The 16,546-nt window shown below is 68.4% G+C and carries 8 protein-coding genes and 1 pseudogene; 4 read left to right on the top strand and 5 right to left on the bottom strand.

Features of this window, described 5'->3' with window-relative positions:
* Positions 1–214: 214 nt before the first annotated feature.
* The 3 genes from bla to V7Q42_RS00385 all read right to left on the bottom strand — a co-directional run bounded on the left by bla (position 215) and on the right by V7Q42_RS00385 (position 5,557).
* Positions 215–1,096: a class A beta-lactamase gene (bla, locus tag V7Q42_RS00395; RefSeq protein ID WP_442958151.1), complete on the bottom strand. Its 882-nt coding sequence runs from the start codon at positions 1,094–1,096 to the stop codon at positions 215–217.
* A 239-nt stretch (positions 1,097–1,335) separates the two neighbouring features.
* The gene (locus V7Q42_RS00390) at positions 1,336–3,807 is read right to left on the bottom strand and encodes a penicillin-binding protein 1A (RefSeq protein WP_333821607.1); all 2,472 of its coding nucleotides are present in this window, start codon (positions 3,805–3,807) and stop codon (positions 1,336–1,338) included.
* A gap of 313 nt (positions 3,808–4,120) precedes the next feature.
* Positions 4,121–5,557 (bottom strand): N-acetylmuramoyl-L-alanine amidase, encoded by a 1,437-nt coding sequence (locus V7Q42_RS00385; protein ID WP_333821606.1) that lies wholly within the window; start codon positions 5,555–5,557, stop codon positions 4,121–4,123.
* Between the two features lie 808 nt (positions 5,558–6,365).
* Here V7Q42_RS00385 and V7Q42_RS00380 point away from each other — a divergent pair.
* Together V7Q42_RS00380 and V7Q42_RS00375 are read left to right on the top strand one after the other, a co-directional pair.
* Positions 6,366–8,969 carry an Rne/Rng family ribonuclease gene (locus tag V7Q42_RS00380; protein ID WP_333821605.1) on the top strand — a complete coding sequence of 868 codons (2,604 nt, stop codon included), beginning with the start codon at positions 6,366–6,368 and terminating at the stop codon, positions 8,967–8,969.
* 183 nt (positions 8,970–9,152) lie between these two features.
* Positions 9,153–10,187 carry an endonuclease/exonuclease/phosphatase family protein gene (locus V7Q42_RS00375; RefSeq protein ID WP_333821604.1) on the top strand — a complete coding sequence of 345 codons (1,035 nt, stop codon included), beginning with the start codon at positions 9,153–9,155 and terminating at the stop codon, positions 10,185–10,187.
* Positions 10,188–10,236: 49 nt separating this feature from the next.
* Here the strand turns inward: V7Q42_RS00375 and V7Q42_RS00370 are convergent, their stop codons facing one another.
* Complete coding sequence (locus V7Q42_RS00370) at positions 10,237–11,397, bottom strand: pyridoxal phosphate-dependent aminotransferase (RefSeq protein WP_333821603.1); 1,161 nt, start codon at positions 11,395–11,397, stop codon at positions 10,237–10,239.
* Between V7Q42_RS00370 and V7Q42_RS00365 the strand changes: the two are divergent.
* A pseudogene (locus tag V7Q42_RS00365) lies at positions 11,345–11,869 on the top strand (hypothetical protein); the annotation flags it as partial. The gene V7Q42_RS00370 and the pseudogene V7Q42_RS00365 overlap by 53 nt on opposite strands.
* A 52-nt stretch (positions 11,870–11,921) precedes the next feature.
* A complete protein-coding gene (gene ppc / locus V7Q42_RS00360; protein ID WP_333821735.1) occupies positions 11,922–14,420 on the top strand; it encodes a phosphoenolpyruvate carboxylase in 2,499 nt (832 codons plus the stop codon).
* A gap of 40 nt (positions 14,421–14,460) precedes the next feature.
* Here the strand turns inward: ppc and V7Q42_RS00355 are convergent, their stop codons facing one another.
* Complete coding sequence (locus V7Q42_RS00355; protein WP_333821602.1) at positions 14,461–16,437, bottom strand: putative bifunctional diguanylate cyclase/phosphodiesterase; 1,977 nt, start codon at positions 16,435–16,437, stop codon at positions 14,461–14,463.
* Positions 16,438–16,546: the final 109 nt, after the last annotated feature.

Genomic DNA, 16,546 nt, shown 5'->3' with positions numbered 1-16,546 from the left:
TCCTCGATGCGCCAATCCGCTTTCGGGTTCGCCCGCATTCGGTCCAACAGGCGTTCGCGTCTGGTCACGAACTGGCCTGCCCGCTGATCGAAAGCGACGTCACGAAAGGTCGAAACAAGAGCAGATCCCCGACAGAAACTTCGCGAGGACTCGATCAGAGATCGATATCGAACGTCAACGCGTATGATTGCAGAGTACCGGTGGCTCGGCGATCTCACCCGAGCGAGCGGGCTATGGCGGCGCCGATCGCGGCGATGGCGGCGTTGCGGTCGGCCATCGCCGCGGCGGTCTCGGCGATGTAGATGGCGATCGTCACCGGCTTTCTCCCCGGCGGCCAGGCGACGGCGACGATGCCGCGGGCACCGTTGCCGCCGGCGCCGGTCTTGTCGGCGATCGTCCAATTCTTGGGTAGCCCGGCGCGCAGCAGCGCATCGCCGACGCGGTCGCCGACGAGCCACGCGGTGAGCTGCTCCCGGCTCGCCGGTGTCAGCACCCGGCCGACGACCAGTTCGTGCAGCGTATGAGCGGCAGCCGACGGCGTGGTCGTGTCGCGCGGGTCGCCCGGCTTCGCTTCGTTGAGCTGGGTCTCCCGGCGATCGAGCCGGCCGACGTCGTCGCCGAGCGAACGCAGGAAGGTGGTGAGGCCCTGCGGTCCGCCGATCGCGTCGAGGATCAGGTTGGCGGCGGTGTTGTCGGAGAGCGTGACGGCGGCCTCGGCGATCTCGGCGAGCGTCATGCCCGGCTCGCCGACCCGCTTCTCGGTCGTCGGCGAATAGGTCACCAGATCGGACGCGGCGAAGACGATGCGGCGGTCGAGCCTCTCCTCGCCGCGATCGACGCGGGCGAGCAGCGCGGCGGCGGCGTAGGCCTTGAAGGTCGAGCAGAAAGCGAAGCGCTCGGCGGCGCGGTGGTTCCAGGCGCGGCCACCATGGTCGTCGATCACCGCGACGCCGATGCGCGCGCCGAGACGTTTCTCGAGCCCGGCGACCACCTCTTCGATCGGATCGCCGGCGGCGAACGTCGCCATCGGCCGCATCGCCCCCACGGTCGCGACCGTGGCCGCCGTCCAAAGGACCCTACGCCGATCGATCCACATCGCAGTCGCCTTTCGCGTCGGCACCCCCGAAGCGGGGGAGCGCAGGCGAGAGTCGCCGTGCACGAGTGCAATTTCACGACGGAATCCAGGCTTTCCGGTGACTTCTTCGCCGTGTCTCCGCCACACCCGTCAACGCCGCGGGCCGACGCGCACCGGCGCCGGGATGCGGGCCGGACCAAGCGTACGCGAAGGGCCGGGAACTCGCGCTCCCGGCCCTGGGCGAACTCGTGTTCGTCGTGTCAGTACAACCCGCCCTGCTGCAACCCGCGTTCCTGCTCGGGGGTGACCTTGCGGGCCTTGTCGAACTGCTCGGCGTCGTAGCCGATGACCGAGTAGGTGTCGGGCGGCGCGGTGCCGGGCTTGAAGGCTTCCATGATGGTGGCGCCGTCGCCGGGCGAGGCGCGCATACCGGTGGCGCGATTGACGGCGATCAGGCGGATCCCCGGAGGCACACGGAACGGCACCGCCGGGGTGTCCTTCAGCGCCTCGGCGAAGAAGTCGCGCACCACCGGCGCGGCGGTGTGACCGCCCGACTGGCCGCGGCCGAGACCGCGCGGTTTGTCGTAGCCGATGTAGACGCCGGTCACGAGGTCGGGAGTGAAGCCGACGAACCAGACGTCCTTCTCGTCGTTGGTGGTTCCGGTCTTGCCGGCGATCGGCCGCTTCAGGTCGGAGAGAATCGTGGCGGTGCCGCGCAGCACGACGCCTTCCATGATCGAGGTGATCTGGTAGGCGGTCATCGGATCGAGCACCTGCTCGCGCTCGTCGACCAGCGCCGGCTCCTCCTGATTCGCCCACTTCGGCGCATCGCAGCCCTCGCAGACGCGCTTGTCGTGCTTGAACACGGTCTTGCCGTAGCGATCCTGGATGCGATCGATGAACGAAGCGGTGACCTTGCGGCCGCCGTTGGCGATGGTCGCATAGGCGGAGGTGAGGCGCAGCACCGTCGTCTCGCCGGCGCCGAGCGACATCGGCAGATAGGCACCGAGTTCGTCGTAGATGCCGAAGCGCTTGGCGTATTCGACCACCAGCGGCATGCCCATGTCCTTGGCCAGCCGCACCGTCATGGTGTTGCGCGACTGCTCGATGCCGACGCGCAGGGTCGAGGGACCGTAGAACTTCTGGGAATAGTTCTCCGGCCGCCAGACCGGCTGGCCGGGACCCGGCTGGATCTCGATCGGTCCGTCGAGCACCAACGACGACGGCGTATAGCCGTTGTCGAGGGCGGCGGCGTAGACGAAGGGCTTGAACGACGAGCCGGGCTGGCGCCACGCCTGGGTGGCGCGGTTGAACTCGCTCTCGGCGAAGGAGAAGCCGCCGGTCACCGCCAGGACGCGTCCGGTGTGCGGATCCATCGCCACCAGCGCGCCGGAGACCTCCGGCACCTGCCTGAGGCGCCAGATCGGCCGGTCGCCGGGGCCGCCCGTCACCTTCTCGACGTAGACGACGTCGCCCGGCGCCAGCACCGAGGCCGCGCCCTTGCCGATCCCGTTCCGCTTGCCGCCCTCGGCGAGACGCGTCGCCCACTTCATCTGATCGAGGGGGATGATGCCGCGCTCGCGTTCGGTGGAGACGCCGCCGGTGACCAGCCGCGCCGGCTGGAGCCCGATCTGCGCTTCCTGGTCGCCGGCCGAGAGCACCACGGCGAGACGCCATTCGGGCACGTCGGCGAGCCCCTTCTGCTCGGCGAGCGCCGGGCCCCAATCGCCCTCGAGGGCGATCTTCGCCACCGGACCGCGCCAGCCGGCGTTCATGTCGAAGCTCATCAGACCCTTGGTCAGCGCCTTGCGGGCGACCAGTTGCAGCCGCGGATCGAGCGAGGTGCGCACCGACAGGCCGCCTTCGTAGAGCCCCTTCTCGCCGTAACGTTCGATGAGCTGGCGGCGCACTTCTTCGGCGAAATAGTCGGCGCCGAAGATGTGCGGACCGGTCGGACGCTGCACCACCTTGAGCGGATCTCCCTTGGCCTTCTCCGCCTGTTCCTGAGTGATGAAGCCGTTCACGGCCATCTGTCCGATCACCCAGTTGCGCCGCTCGATGGCGCGGTCGGTGTGGCGGAACGGATGGTAGTTGTTCGGGCCCTTGGGCAGCGCCGCGAGGTAGGCCGCTTCCGCGATCGTCAGCTCGTGCACCGACTTGTCGAAGTAGAGCAGCGAAGCCGCCGCCACCCCGTAGGCGCCGATGCCCATGTAGATCTGGTTCATGTAGAGCTCGAGAATTTCCTCCTTCGAATAGGTCGACTCGATGCGGATGGCGAGGATCGCCTCCTTCATCTTGCGCTCGAACGACTGTTCGTTGGTGAGGAGGAAGTTCTTGGCGACCTGCTGGGTGATGGTCGACGCGCCCTGCGGACGCTTGCCGGCGAGCTTGTTCTGGACGAACACGATCGCGGCGCGGGCCACACCTTCGGGGTCGATGCCGGTGTGCTCGTAGAAATTCTTGTCTTCCGCCGAGAGGAAGGCGTTCTTGAGGAGTTGCGGGATCGCCTGGCTCGGCAGGAACAGGCGACGCTCGTGGGCGTATTCGGCCACCAGCTCGCCGTCGGCGGCGTGTACGCGGCTCATCACCGGCGGCTCGTAGTTCTTCAGCGCCGTGTAGTCGGGAAGATCGGCGGCGACGTGGTTGTAGGCGATCCAGGCGCCGGCGGCGACCACGAGCAGGCCGACCGTTCCGATGCCGAACAGATAGCCGATGAACCGCAACAGGAACATGCCGCCCGATCTTCCCTGGCTGTCGCCGGTCCGTCGCAGACGGAGCCCGCGGGCACTCTTCGATGTCGCCCGGAGCAGTCCCGCGCGAAATTGTCCGACGACGCCGTCTCGATGGCGCACGCTGCCGCCCCGGTCGGGTTCCACCCGCCGGAGCTCCGTCGTTCCACCGCGATCGTCGTGCCGCCTCTCGCGGGCGGATCCTCCGGATCTCCCGCCGCCCTCCGCCCGCCAGCGAAGGAGCGCCTCGCCCGTCACCCGAGGGAAACGGCGAAGCACCGGCGAGGTTTAGGCGTCTCGCCTTTGTTTTTCAAGTTTATGGCGAAGCTGGGGCGCGCCCGCCCCCATCCTTCGCCGGCCCGGCGAGCGCGTTGCGCCCGACGAAGTAGCGGTCGATGGCGGAAATGAGCGAAGCGGCGGTCTTCTCGCGCCATTCCGGCGAGGTCAGGAGCGCCTCGTCCTCCTTGTTGGAGAGAAAGCCGAGTTCGACCAGCGCCGACGGAATATCGTGGGCGCGCAGCACCTTGAGGCCGGCCTGGCGGTGCGGCTGCGACTTCACCAGCCGGCCGTGACGGCGATATTCGTCGAGGAGATCGCGGGCGAAGCGATGGCTGAGGTGGCGGGTCTCGCGCAGCGTCAGATCGGCGAGGATGTCGGCGACCTCGGGCTCCGCCTCCTCGACGACGTGGCCGGCGATGGAATCGGACTGGTTCTCCTTGGCCGCGAGCGCCGCCGCCTTCTCGTCGGAGGCGGTCTCGGCGACGGTGTAGATCGTCGCTCCGCGGACCGAATGATCGTATTCGGCGTCGGCGTGGATCGACAGGAAGAGATCCGCGTGGCGCGCCCGGGCGATCCGCACCCGTTCGCCGAGACCGAGGAAGACGTCGTCCTCGCGCGTCGCCACCACCTCGTAGCGGCCCGTCTCGCGCAGCCGACGCACCAGCGTCTTCGACATCTCCAGTACCACGGTCTTCTCCGGCATGCCGGTCGCCGGCGAGACGGTGCCGGCATCGCCGCCGCCGTGGCCGGCATCGATCACCACGACCGGGCGGGCGGCGACCGGCGCGGAGCCTCCTTCCGAACGCTGCGGCGAAGCGGCCTGCGCCGCGGCGGGTGCCGCGCCGACGTCGATCGCACCGGCCCGGCGCATCTCGTCACGGCTCGCGCCGACCATCTCGACGACCAGCCGCGTCTTGCCGGCCGGAGCGGCGGAATCGAATTCGGCCCGCGTGACGCGGACGGTGGCGCGGGTGTCGAGGACGAGACGCGAGCGATGGGCGGTGAGCGCCCCGAAGCGCCACGCCGCGACGAGGCCGCGGCCGACGCGGGCGCCGCCGGAGGCGTCGTCGAATCGGGCGGCCGGTAGATCGACGACCACGCGGGTCGGCGTGAGCAGCGTGAAGACGCGCGCCGGCGCCGGATGCGAAAGATCGACGGTGACCACCGTGCGGCTGTCGTCGCCGCCGATCGACCAACCGGAGAGACTAAGCACGCGATCGTCCGCCGCGGCGGCGTCCGGTGCCCCCTGCGCCGCGGGGCGCACGGTGGCCGGTTCGGATGCGGGTGCCGCACCGCGCAGACCCGAGCTCAGGAGATCGCCGATCCGATCGAGAGATTCGGCCGGCGCCGTCGCGGCCGGCGCCACCGCCGCGATCAGGAGGCAGAACGCCGCGGCGGCCAGAGTGAGCGACCGGCCGGGTCGGCCGTCACGGGTCGGTGTCTTCGCGCTCGGCCGCGCCGTCTCGCCGTTCATCGTCCGTCCGTCGCTCTCGTCCCCCCCGGCATCGGTGATAGACCATGGCGAAGACGGAGTTAACTCCTCGTTGACGCTGCGACGTCATCCGACCCTGCCGATCCGTCATACGATCGCCCTGACCGGCCGGCGGGCGGCTTGCATTGCCGGACCGCGAACCGTAAGTATGTCGCCAAGGAATTCGTTCTCCTCCCGAATCCGTCGTCGGCCCGCGTATCGCCCGACGGAGATCGCGGAAGCGGCGAACGATCCGGTGGTCCAGTCCCGCGCCCGCGACGTCGTCCGGTTCGTACCTCGAGCCCGCGTTCCTCCGAGCCACGGTGAATTCCTCCCGTGTGGGGACCACAGCCGAAGGCCTCCGCCTTCGGATGTGACGGATCCGGGATCGTTCATGCCTCCGCGAACCGGCGAGGAAGAGGCTCCTGGGTACCGGTCGGTGCCGGCGCGAGGTTCGTCGGCGCGAGCGGAACTCTCACAAGCGGGGCGTGCCCCGAGGGTGCCGTCGCCGATCGCCGTTGTCACGTGCGGTCGGGCCTACGGACCGCAACTCGACCGGTGAGGTGTTTCGCCTCGTCCGGTCCCTGGAACCGACGGGTCGATACCACGGCCATGCCGAATACGAAGACGACCAGGGCCGAAGCGATCGCGGTGATCCACCGCTCGGTTTCGCCGCGTGCCGTCTCCACTTCGTCGGCGGCCGTCTCGACCGTCCCTTCAACTTTCCATCTTCCGTCAGATCCGACTCGCCCGCCCTCCGCCGTCCTCCTCGGGACGCGGACGCGGTCGCGGGTCGTGGAGTTCATGCCTCATGGCCAACAAGATGCTCATCGACGCCACCCACCCGGAGGAAACCCGGGTGGTGGTGGTGCGCGGCAGCCGCGTCGAGGAATTCGACTTCGAGTCCGCCGCCAAGAAGCAGCTCAGGGGTAACATCTATCTCGCCAAGGTGACCCGGGTCGAACCGTCGCTGCAGGCGGCGTTCGTCGACTACGGCGGCAACCGCCACGGCTTCCTCGCCTTCTCCGAGATCCACCCCGACTACTATCAGATCCCGACCGCCGACCGCCTCGCCCTGCTCGAGGAAGAGGCGCGGATGCACTCGGAGGCCGACCGCGAGGAGAGCCGGTCGCGTCGCAAGCCCAAGGCCAAGGCGGCCGAGGCCGGAGGCGACGAGGTCGCCGAAGGCGAAGACGCCGCCGAGAACGGCGACAACGGCGAAGAGACCGTCGAGAGCGTCGGCTCCGAAGACGCGCTCGAGGAGCTTCCCGAGCGCCGCGCCCAGCCCAAGCTGCGCCGCCAGTACAAGATCCAGGAAGTGATCAAGCGCCGTCAGGTGCTGCTCGTGCAGGTGGTCAAGGAGGAGCGCGGCAACAAGGGCGCCGCTCTGACGACCTACCTGTCGCTCGCCGGCCGCTACTCGGTGCTGATGCCCAACACCGCGCGCGGCGGCGGCATCTCCCGCAAGATCACCCAGCCGACCGACCGCAAGCGCCTGAAGACCATCGCCCAGGAGCTCGAGGTCCCCGAAGGTATGGGCGTCATCGTCCGCACCGCCGGCGCCGCCCGCACCAAGGCCGAGATCAAGCGCGACTTCGAATATCTCCTGCGCCTGTGGGAGAACGTGCGCGAGCTGACGCTGAAGTCCTCCGCGCCGAAGCTGGTCTACGAGGAGGGCTCGCTGATCAAGCGCTCGATCCGCGACCTCTACAACAAGGACATCGACGAAGTCCTGGTCGCCGGCGAAGAGGGCTATCGCGAGGCCAAGGACTTCATGCGCATGCTCATGCCGAGCCATGCCAAGAACGTCCAGAACTACCGCGAGCCGACGCCGGTCTTCACTCGCTTCGCGGTGGAGAGCCAGCTCGACGCGATGTTCTCGCCGCAGGTCACCCTGCGCTCGGGCGGCTACATCGTCATCAACCAGACCGAGGCGCTCGTCTCCATCGACGTCAACTCCGGCAAGTCGACGCGTGAGCACAACATCGAGGACACGGCACTCGCCACCAACCTCGAAGCGGCGGAAGAGGTTTCCCGCCAGCTCCGCCTGCGCGACCTCGCCGGCCTGATCGTCATCGACTTCATCGACATGGAGGAGAACCGCAACAACCGGGCGGTCGAGCGCAAGCTCAAGGACTGCCTGAAGAACGACCGGGCGCGCATCCAGGTCGGGCGGATCTCGCATTTCGGTCTGATGGAGATGAGCCGCCAGCGCATCCGCACCGGCGTGCTCGAGAGCTCGATGGTGGTGTGCCCGCACTGCGGCGGCACCGGCATGGTGCGCTCGACCGAGTCGGTGGCGCTGCACGTCCTGCGCGGCCTCGAGGAGGCGATGCTCAAGGGCGTCACCCACGACCTGATCGTGCGCACCCGCACCGCGGTCGCTCTCTACATCCTCAACAACAAGCGCGGCCATCTCGCCGATCTCGAGCGCCGCTTCGGCCTCGACATCACCGTGCTCGCCGACGATCACGCCAGTCAGGCCGGTCACCTCTACATCGTCGAGAAGGGCGATCCGGTGGTGCCGCGCGAGCGGCCGGAAGCGCCGGTGACGCCGGTGGCGATCGAAGAGCCCGAGGAAGAGGTCTTCGAAGAGGAGATCGAAGAGGAAGCCGAGGCGCCGCGTCGCGAGCGCGCCGAGGCCGACCGTGGTGGCGAAGGCGACAACAATCGCCGCCGCCGTCGTCGTCGCCGCCGCGGTCGTGGCCGTGGCGAAGGGGCGTCGGAAGGTGGCCCGTCCGACGCTGCGGAAGCCGCCGAGGGCGAGTTCGAGGACGGCGCCGAGGGCGACGAGGCCGAAGGCGAGGTCGAAGCGACCGAAGCCGGCGCTCCCGCCAACGGTGACCAGCCCCGCAAGAAGCGCCGGCGCGGCCGTCGCGGCGGTCGTCGCAATCGTGGCGAAACCGGCGAGGCCGGCTCCGAGGCCGGCGGCGTCGAGGGCGAGGCCGACGAGGTCGAAGGCGAGGCCGAGGAGGCTGCTGCCGAGATCGGTGCGGCCGAGACCGTCGCCGAGGAGATCCCCGACGTCGTCGTGGTCGACCGCGAGACGCTCGAGGCCGAGGTGAAGGCCGAGGAAGAGGCCGCCAAGGCGGCGAAGCCGAAGCGCACCCGGGCGCCGCGCAAGACCGCCAAGGCCAAGGCTGCCGAAGAGGCCGCCGCTGCCGAGGCCGCCGCCGCGGAAGCCGCTGCCGAACCGGCCGCCGAAGCACCCGCTCCGGCCGTCGAGGAAGCTCCCGCCGCCGAAACGCCCCCGGCCGCCGAGGAAGCTCCGGCTGCGGTCGCCGAGGAGGCTCCGGCCCCTGAAGAGGCCCCCGACGTCGAAGAGCCGGCGGCCAAGCCGGCCCCGATCTCGACCGAGCTTCCGCCCGATCAGCCGAAGAAGAAGGGCTGGTGGTCCAAGAAGGGCTTCCTGTGAGGTCTTCACACGAGATGTGAACGAGGCGAAGGCCGGGAGCGATCCCGGCCTTCGTCGTTTTCAGATGGCCGAAAGACCTGTCCGGCGGATGCCTGCCGAGCATGAACGCCCCGTCGTCGACACAGTCGTTGATTGCGACATTCGGAGATGGCAGCCTGAAAGGGATACGGGGAGGACCGTCTCATGTCGACTTACTTCATCGCTTTCTGGAATCTCGAGAACCTCTTCGCGCCGGAGAACTACCCGGAGCGAGAACCGTGGATCGCCAAGGAGGTCGCCGGCGATCTGAAGGGCTGGAGTCCCGATCTCTTCGCCCGGAAGATCGGGCAGTTGCGCCACATCATCACGCGGATGAACGGCGGCGCCGGACCCGACCTTCTCGGCGTCTGCGAGGTCGAGAACCGCTATTGCCTGGATGCCCTTTCCGCCGCCCTGAACGCGGCGCTTCCGGAACGGCGCTACGACGTCGTCCATTTCGATTCGACCAAGGACCATCGCGGCATCGACACGGCCTTCCTCTTCGATCGCGATCGTCTCGACGTCGACCCCGACAAGGTCTTCTCCCACTGGGTGATGCGGCGCACGGGAACGCGCGACATCACGCAGGCGACCTTCACGACGAAGGCCGGCAACGACTTCGTCGCCCTGTGCAACCACTGGCCGTCGCGCTCCGGCGGTGCCGCGAACGAAAGCGCCGGATTCCGCATGACCGCCGGTGAAACCCTCGGCTACTGGCACGAGCGCATCCGCGAAGAACGCGGCGAAGACATCCCGGTGATCGCCATGGGCGACTTCAACGACGATCCGCACGATCCGTCGCTGACCATCCATGCTCGAGCGACGCGGGAACGCGACGACGTGGAGAACGCCACTTCGGCCCGCTTCTACAACCTCACCTGGAATATCCTGCGGCAGGCGGTGATCGACCTTTCGGGTAAGGCTCGCACGCTCTACGGGTCGCTCTACTTCAAGGGAGACGGAAACTCGTTCGATCAACTGCTGGTGTCGCGGGCATTCCTGCTCGGCCGATCGTCGTTGCGGGTTCTCGAAGCGACGACACGCATCGAAGCCTTTCCCGAGATGGTCGCCAAATCGAAGAACGAAGGTCCCGTCCGCTTCGGTCTGCCGAAGGGTGACCCGGCCGAATACGTCGATCTCGACGGCTTTTCCGATCATTTCCCCGTCTCGGTGACGATCGAGGAGACCGTGACGAGCTGAGATTCGCGGTCGAGCCGGGTCGGCATTCGTCCGTCCGGCTCGCCTTCCCTCACCTCAACCAGCCGCCCAGCCGCGCTACCGCCTCCTCCATGTCGGCCGGCGTGCCGGCGAACGAGAAGCGGACGTAGCGGTTGCCGCGGGCAGCGTCGAAGTCCGGGCCCGGGGTCGCGGCGACGCCGGCCTCGTTCAACATGCGCTTCACGAAGTCGAGGCTGTCGTTGGAGAAGCGGGCGATCGAGGCATAGGCGTAGAAGGCGCCGTCGACGGGGAAGAGATCCTCGAAGCCGAGACGCGGCAGGTGGTCGAGAAGGTAGGCGCGGTTCGCCGCGTAACCGGCCTTCACCCGGTCGAGCTCGAGCGTGGCTTCGGGCGCGAAGGCGGCGATGGCGGCGCGCTGCGAGATCTCGTTGTTGGAGAGCGTCAGGTTCTGCGCCAGCCGGTCGATCGGCTTCACCAACTGCTCCGGCATGATCATCCAGCCGATGCGCCAACCGGTCATGCAATAGTACTTGGAGAAGGAGTTGATGACGATCGCTCGATCCGAGGTGGCGAGCGCCGTCGACTGGACGCCGTCGTAGACGAGGCCGTGGTAGATCTCGTCGGAAATGAACCACAGGCCGAGTTCGTCGCAGGTCCGGACCAGCGCCTCGAGGGCTTGCGGCGTGTACATCGTCCCCGTCGGATTGGCCGGGCTCGCCACCAGCACGCCGTGCAGCGGCTTTTCGGCGTGCGCCCGGCGGATCATCTCCGGGGTCAGCGCCCAGCGGGTGTCACGGCCGCATTCGATCTCCACCGCCTCGAGGCCGAGCGCCGCCAAGAGGTTGCGATAGGCGGGATAGCCCGGCGTCGGCATGGCGATGCGGGCGCCGACATCGAAGGCCGCGAGGAAGGCGAGCGTGAAGGCCCCCGACGACCCGGCAGTGACCGCCACCCGGTCGGAGGGAATGTCGATGCCGTAGGTCGTGGCGTAGTGAGCGGCGATCGCTTCGCGCAGCGGCCGGATGCCGAGCGCTTCGGTGTAGCCGAGCCGGCCCTCCAGCGCCCGGCGCGCCGCATCGAGCACCGGTTTCGGCGCCGAGGCGCCGGGCTGGCCGACCTCCATGTGGACCACCCGATGACCGGCGCGCTCGCGCTCCACCGCCGCCGACAGCACCTCCATGGCGATGAAGGGGGCGACCTGCGAGCGGGACGACGGCAGAAAGGACGACATGGGCGAGCTCCGTTGGCGCTGGGCCGCCAGCTTTAGACGATGTCGGGGGTGTCCGGCCAGAGGGTGCGTCGCCGCTGCCGCACCGCCGAAGAAATGGGCGCTCCGCATCGGTCCGCGGCTGGAGGTCGACGGCGGCCATGCTAAGGTCCTACGTAGTCACCCGGGGGGCCGCCCCCCCCCAACCACCACCGACCGCCCGTCTTCCCGAGAGATCCGGCGGTCGATCGTCCGTGACGAGCCCTTCCCGAGAGGACCGACGACGATGAATGCCACTTTCGAATTGCCGACCGACGGTCCCGAGAAAGACCGTCCGCTCTTCGACGACATCCGCCTCCTCGGCCAGATCCTCGGCGACATCGTGCGCGAGCAGGACGGCGAGGCCGCCTTCGAGGTGGTCGAGGCGATCCGCCGCCTGTCCGTCGCCTTCGAGCGCGACGCCGACGCCGAAGCCGGCCGCAACCTCGATGCACTGCTGAAGCGCCTCGGACCCTCGGAGACGGTGTCGGTGATCCGCGCCTTCACCTATTTTCTCCCACCTCGCCAATCTCGCCGAGGATTGCCACCACCTGCGCCGTCGGGCGGTCCATCACGCCCGCGACGAACACCGCGACGGCTCCCTCCTCAAGGCCTTCGATCGGTTCGAAGCGGCCGGGATCGACGGCGCCGCGGTCACCCGGGCGCTGCAACGCGCCTGGGTGTCGCCGGTGCTCACCGCCCACCCGACCGAGGTGCAGCGCCAGTCGATCCTCGACGCGGAACGCGCCATCGCGACGCTTCTCGCCGAACGCGACCGCCTGGTGAACCGGCGCGACCGCGCCGCCAACGAGGCCCAGATCAAGGCACGCGTCGCCCAGCTCTGGCAGACGCGCGTCCTGCGCTTCGTCAAGCTGACGGTCGAGGACGAGATCGAGAACGTTCTCGGCTACTACCGCAGCACCTTCCTGGCGCAGATCCCCCGCCTCTACGCCGATCTCGAAGCGCTCACCGGCCAGCCGGTGGCGCCGTTCTTCCGCATGGGCAACTGGATCGGCGGTGACCGCGACGGCAACCCCAACGTCACCGCCGCGACGCTGGAGACGGCGCTGCGCCGCCATGCGGAAGTGGCGCTCGAGCACTATCTCGACGAGATCCATCGCCTCGGCCGGGAGCTGTCGATGTCGGGGGTGCTGGTGTCGCAGACCGCGGAACTGGTGGCGCTCGCCGAGGCCTCCGCCGACACCAGCGCCCAACGGCGCGACGAGCCCTATCGCCGGGCACTGATCGGCGTCTACGCGCGGCTCGCCGCCACCTTCGAGAAGCTGGTGGGGGTGCCCGCCGCCCGCCGCGCCGTCAATTCCAGCACACCCTACGCGAAGGCCGCCGACTTCCTCGCCGATCTCCGGGTGGTGGAGGATTCGCTCCGGCGCAATCACGGTGCGCCGTTGCTGCCGATCCGTCTCGCCGGACTGATCCGCGCCGTCGAGGTCTTCGGCTTCCATCTGGCGACGACCGACCTGCGCCAGAGTTCCGACCAGCACGAGCTGGTGGTCGCCGAACTGCTCGCCGCCGCGAAGGTCGAACCGGACTATCTGGCGCTCGACGAGGCTGCCCGGCGAGCCCTGCTCCTGCGCCTCCTCGCCGAGCCGCGACCGCTCCGGGTGCCGAACACCGCCTATTCGGCGCTGACGACGAGCGAACTCGCCATCTTCGAGACGGCGCGACGGCTCAGAGCCGACTTCGGGCCGGAGGCGATCCGCCACTACATCATCAGCCACACCGAGACGGTCTCCGACCTGCTCGAGGTGCTCGTCCTGCAGAAGGAATGCGGGCTGATGCGCGGCACCGTCGGGCCCAACGAAGCGGCGGTGGTCGATCTCGTGGTGGTGCCGCTGTTCGAGACCATCGACGACCTGCGCGCCGCCGAACCGATCGTCCGCGACTTCTACGACCTGCCGGGCGTCGAGGCGATGGTGCGCGCCTCCGGCGCCGAGCAGGACGTCATGCTCGGCTATTCCGACAGCAACAAGGATGGCGGTTATTTCACCTCGAACTGGGAGCTCTACCGCGCCTCGACGGCGCTCGGCCGCCTCTTCGCGGCGAAGCCCGGCATCGCGCTGCGCCTCTTCCACGGTCGCGGCGGCGCCGTCGGCCGCGGCGGCGGGCCGGCCTACGAGGCGATCATCGCCCAGCCGCCGGGCACGGTGAAGGGTCAGATCCGCCTCACCGAACAGGGCGAGGTGATCAACGCCAAATACGCCAACCCGGAGATCGGCCGGCGCAATCTCGAGACGCTGATGAGCGCCGCGTTGGAGACGTCGCTTCTGAGGCGCACCGAGAAGGCGGCGCCCGAATTCCTGGCGCTGGCCGAACGGATCTCCGAGGCGAGCCGCAAGGCCTATCGCGCGCTCGTCTACGACACCCCCGGCTTCGTCGACTACTTCTTCGCCGCCACCCCGATCGCCGAGATCGCCCAGCTCAACATCGGCTCGCGTCCCGCCTCCCGCAAGGCGACCCGCCGCATCGAGGATCTGCGCGCCATCCCCTGGGGCTTCTCCTGGGGCCAGAGCCGCGTGACGCTGCCGGGCTGGTACGGCTTCGGCACGGCGATCCGACAGGTGATCGCCGAGGCGCCGGACACCGCGCCGATGCTGCTCGCCCGGATGAACGCCGAATGGCCGTTCTTCCGCACCCTCGTCTCCAACATGGACATGGTGCTCGCCAAGGCCGACCTGCGCATCTCGCGCCGATACGCCGAGTTGGTTCCCGACCGAGCGCTGTCGGAGAAGATCTATGCCGAGATCGAGGCGGAGTGGACGCGCACCGTCGAAGCGCTGGCGCTGGTCACCGGGATGAGCGACCGGCTCGCCGACAACCCGACGCTCGCCCGCTCGATCGCGCACCGCTTCGCCTACATCGCGCCGCTCAACCACATGCAGGTGGAGCTGCTGCGCCGCTGGCGCGAGGGCAACCGCGAGGAGAAGACCCAGCGCGGCATCCTCATCACCATCAACGGCATCGCCGCGGGCCTGCGCAACACCGGCTGAAGCGCCATGTCGAGGAGCGGGGGCCACACGACGGAGGCGATCACGCCCCCGTCGTTCCGGAGGCGACCCGCTTTCGGCTCGGCGCCTCGAAGGCGATCGCGGAAAGCCGCTCGGGTCGACCGTAGTAGTAGCCCTGGAAATGATCGATGCCGACACCTCGGAGCCGCTGTATCTGCTCCTGTGTCTCGATACCTTCCGCGGTGACGCTCAGCCCGTATCGCCGCGCGATGAAGATCGTCGCCTCGATGATCGCGAAGTCCCGCTCGTCCTGGCTGACGACGAAGGACCGGTCGATCTTGACGCCATCGATCGGAAGCTGACGCAAGCGGGAGAGCGCCGAATAGCCGGTGCCGAAATCGTCGACGACGATCCGCACGCCATGCTCCGACAGGCGGCGCAGCCCCTCGATCACCACCGGGCCGCACTCCTCGTCGAAGGCCGACTCGGTCACCTCGATCTCTAGGAGCTCCGTCGGGAGCCCCGTCGTCTCGAGCGTCATGAGGACCTGATCGACCCACCCTTCGCTCAGAATCTGGCGGATCGACACGTTGACGGCGACACCGACCGGAGCGCCCGCCGCCTGCCACGCGACCGCATCTCGGCAGGCGCGCACCAGAACCCACTGGCCGAGGTCGACGATATGACCCGTCTCTTCGGCGATCGGAATGAATTCCGCCGGCGATACGACCCCGAGATTGCCGTGCGTCCACCGCACCAACGCTTCGCGCTGATGAACCGCACCGGTCTTCGCATCGACGATCGGCTGATAGTAGACCTCGAAACACTCGTCGTAGTTCGCTTGGCGCAGTTCGAAGCCGATCTCCTGACGCCGGCGCTGACGCTCGGCGACATTCGCATCGAAACGCAAGAATTTCGAGCGGCCGGTGCGCTTGGCCTCGGTGCCGGCGAGATCGGCGGCGTGGATCGCCTGCGTCACGCCGAGCCCGTCTTCGGGGTGGACCGCGATGCCGATGCTGGCGCCGAGACCGAGCACGCGTCCCTCGACTTCGAGAGGTGCCTGCGCCACGTCTCTGAGATCGGCCGCGATCTCTTCGATCCGACGATCGAAGTTCTCGCCATCCGGCAGCATGACGAGGAATTCGTCGCCGCCCCACCGAGCGATGGCCGCGTCTTTCGGCGACAGCATGGCGAAACGGTTGGCGATCTTGCGCAGGACGATGTCGCCGACCTCGTGACCGAGCGTGTCGTTGACGCTCTTGAAACGATCGAGATCGAGAAAGAGGACGGCGAAACGGGCGGAGGCGTCGGCGGCGACGATCGCATCCAGACGGCGGCGGATACCGCGACGGTTGAGCAGCCCGGTCAAGATGTCGTGGTCGACCATGTCCGCGAGCTTCTGGGTGCGCTCCTCGACTCGGCGCTCGAGGCTGGTGTTGATCTTCTCCACTTCGTCGGCGTGGCGGCGGACGCGGACGAAGAGCTGCTGGTTCTCGCGCGCCAGCCGGAACGAACGGACCAGCGCCCGGTGGTTGGCCGAAATGCCGACATACATGGTGCCGAAGAAGAGTATGCCGAGAGCCGAGAGCACATATTCCGGCTCGTCGAGCATCACCAGCCGTATACAACTCGGCAGCAGCATCATTGCGATGTAGATGCGTCCGACCACCAGCCGCGATGCGAGAACGCCCATCGCGCCGCCGGCGAGCGACGAGACGATGATGAGGAACACGTGACGCTCTCTCATCGCCATGTCGGGAAGCTCGAACCACGCCAACACCACCCAGGGCATCGCCGCCGCGAACAGACCGACGGCGTGGCCGAGGCGGATCGCGCGGAACCGCGCCGGATCGGAGCCCCACGACTCGCGTAGCGACCGGACGCTCCATGCCTGGATCACCAGACGCGCACCGGCGGCGGCGGCGATGGCGGCGAGCCAGAGTCCGATCCAGGTCTCGCTCGACCACGCGACGAAGGAAAAGCCGATCGCCGAAACGAGGCTCACGAAGATGCTGGGCAGGTTGTTGCGCAAGGCGACGGCGGTGAGGTCGACCTGCACACCATGATTGATTTCTCGTTCGATATCGCCGTTCAAAATCGGTCCCGCCGGGCGCAGCTCCCGCCGCACGCCTTCCGCGCCGCCGTCCGGATATGACACGCTGCCGATC

It is taken from the genome of Pinisolibacter sp. (assembly GCF_036782435.1).
Classification (GTDB): domain Bacteria; phylum Pseudomonadota; class Alphaproteobacteria; order Rhizobiales; family Ancalomicrobiaceae; genus CALBKH01.
The sequence above is the reverse complement of the archived record's forward strand: the minus strand, read 5'-3'. Positions and strand labels throughout refer to the sequence as shown.

Coding starts and splice junctions, on each gene's coding strand:
- bla (WP_442958151.1), bottom strand. CDS start 1,096: ATGTGGATCGATCGGCGTAGGGTCCTTTGGACGGCGGCCACGGTCGCG.
- V7Q42_RS00390 (WP_333821607.1), bottom strand. CDS start 3,807: ATGTTCCTGTTGCGGTTCATCGGCTATCTGTTCGGCATCGGAACGGTC.
- V7Q42_RS00385 (WP_333821606.1), bottom strand. CDS start 5,557: ATGAACGGCGAGACGGCGCGGCCGAGCGCGAAGACACCGACCCGTGAC.
- V7Q42_RS00380 (WP_333821605.1), top strand. CDS start 6,366: ATGGCCAACAAGATGCTCATCGACGCCACCCACCCGGAGGAAACCCGG.
- V7Q42_RS00375 (WP_333821604.1), top strand. CDS start 9,153: ATGTCGACTTACTTCATCGCTTTCTGGAATCTCGAGAACCTCTTCGCG.
- V7Q42_RS00370 (WP_333821603.1), bottom strand. CDS start 11,397: ATGTCGTCCTTTCTGCCGTCGTCCCGCTCGCAGGTCGCCCCCTTCATC.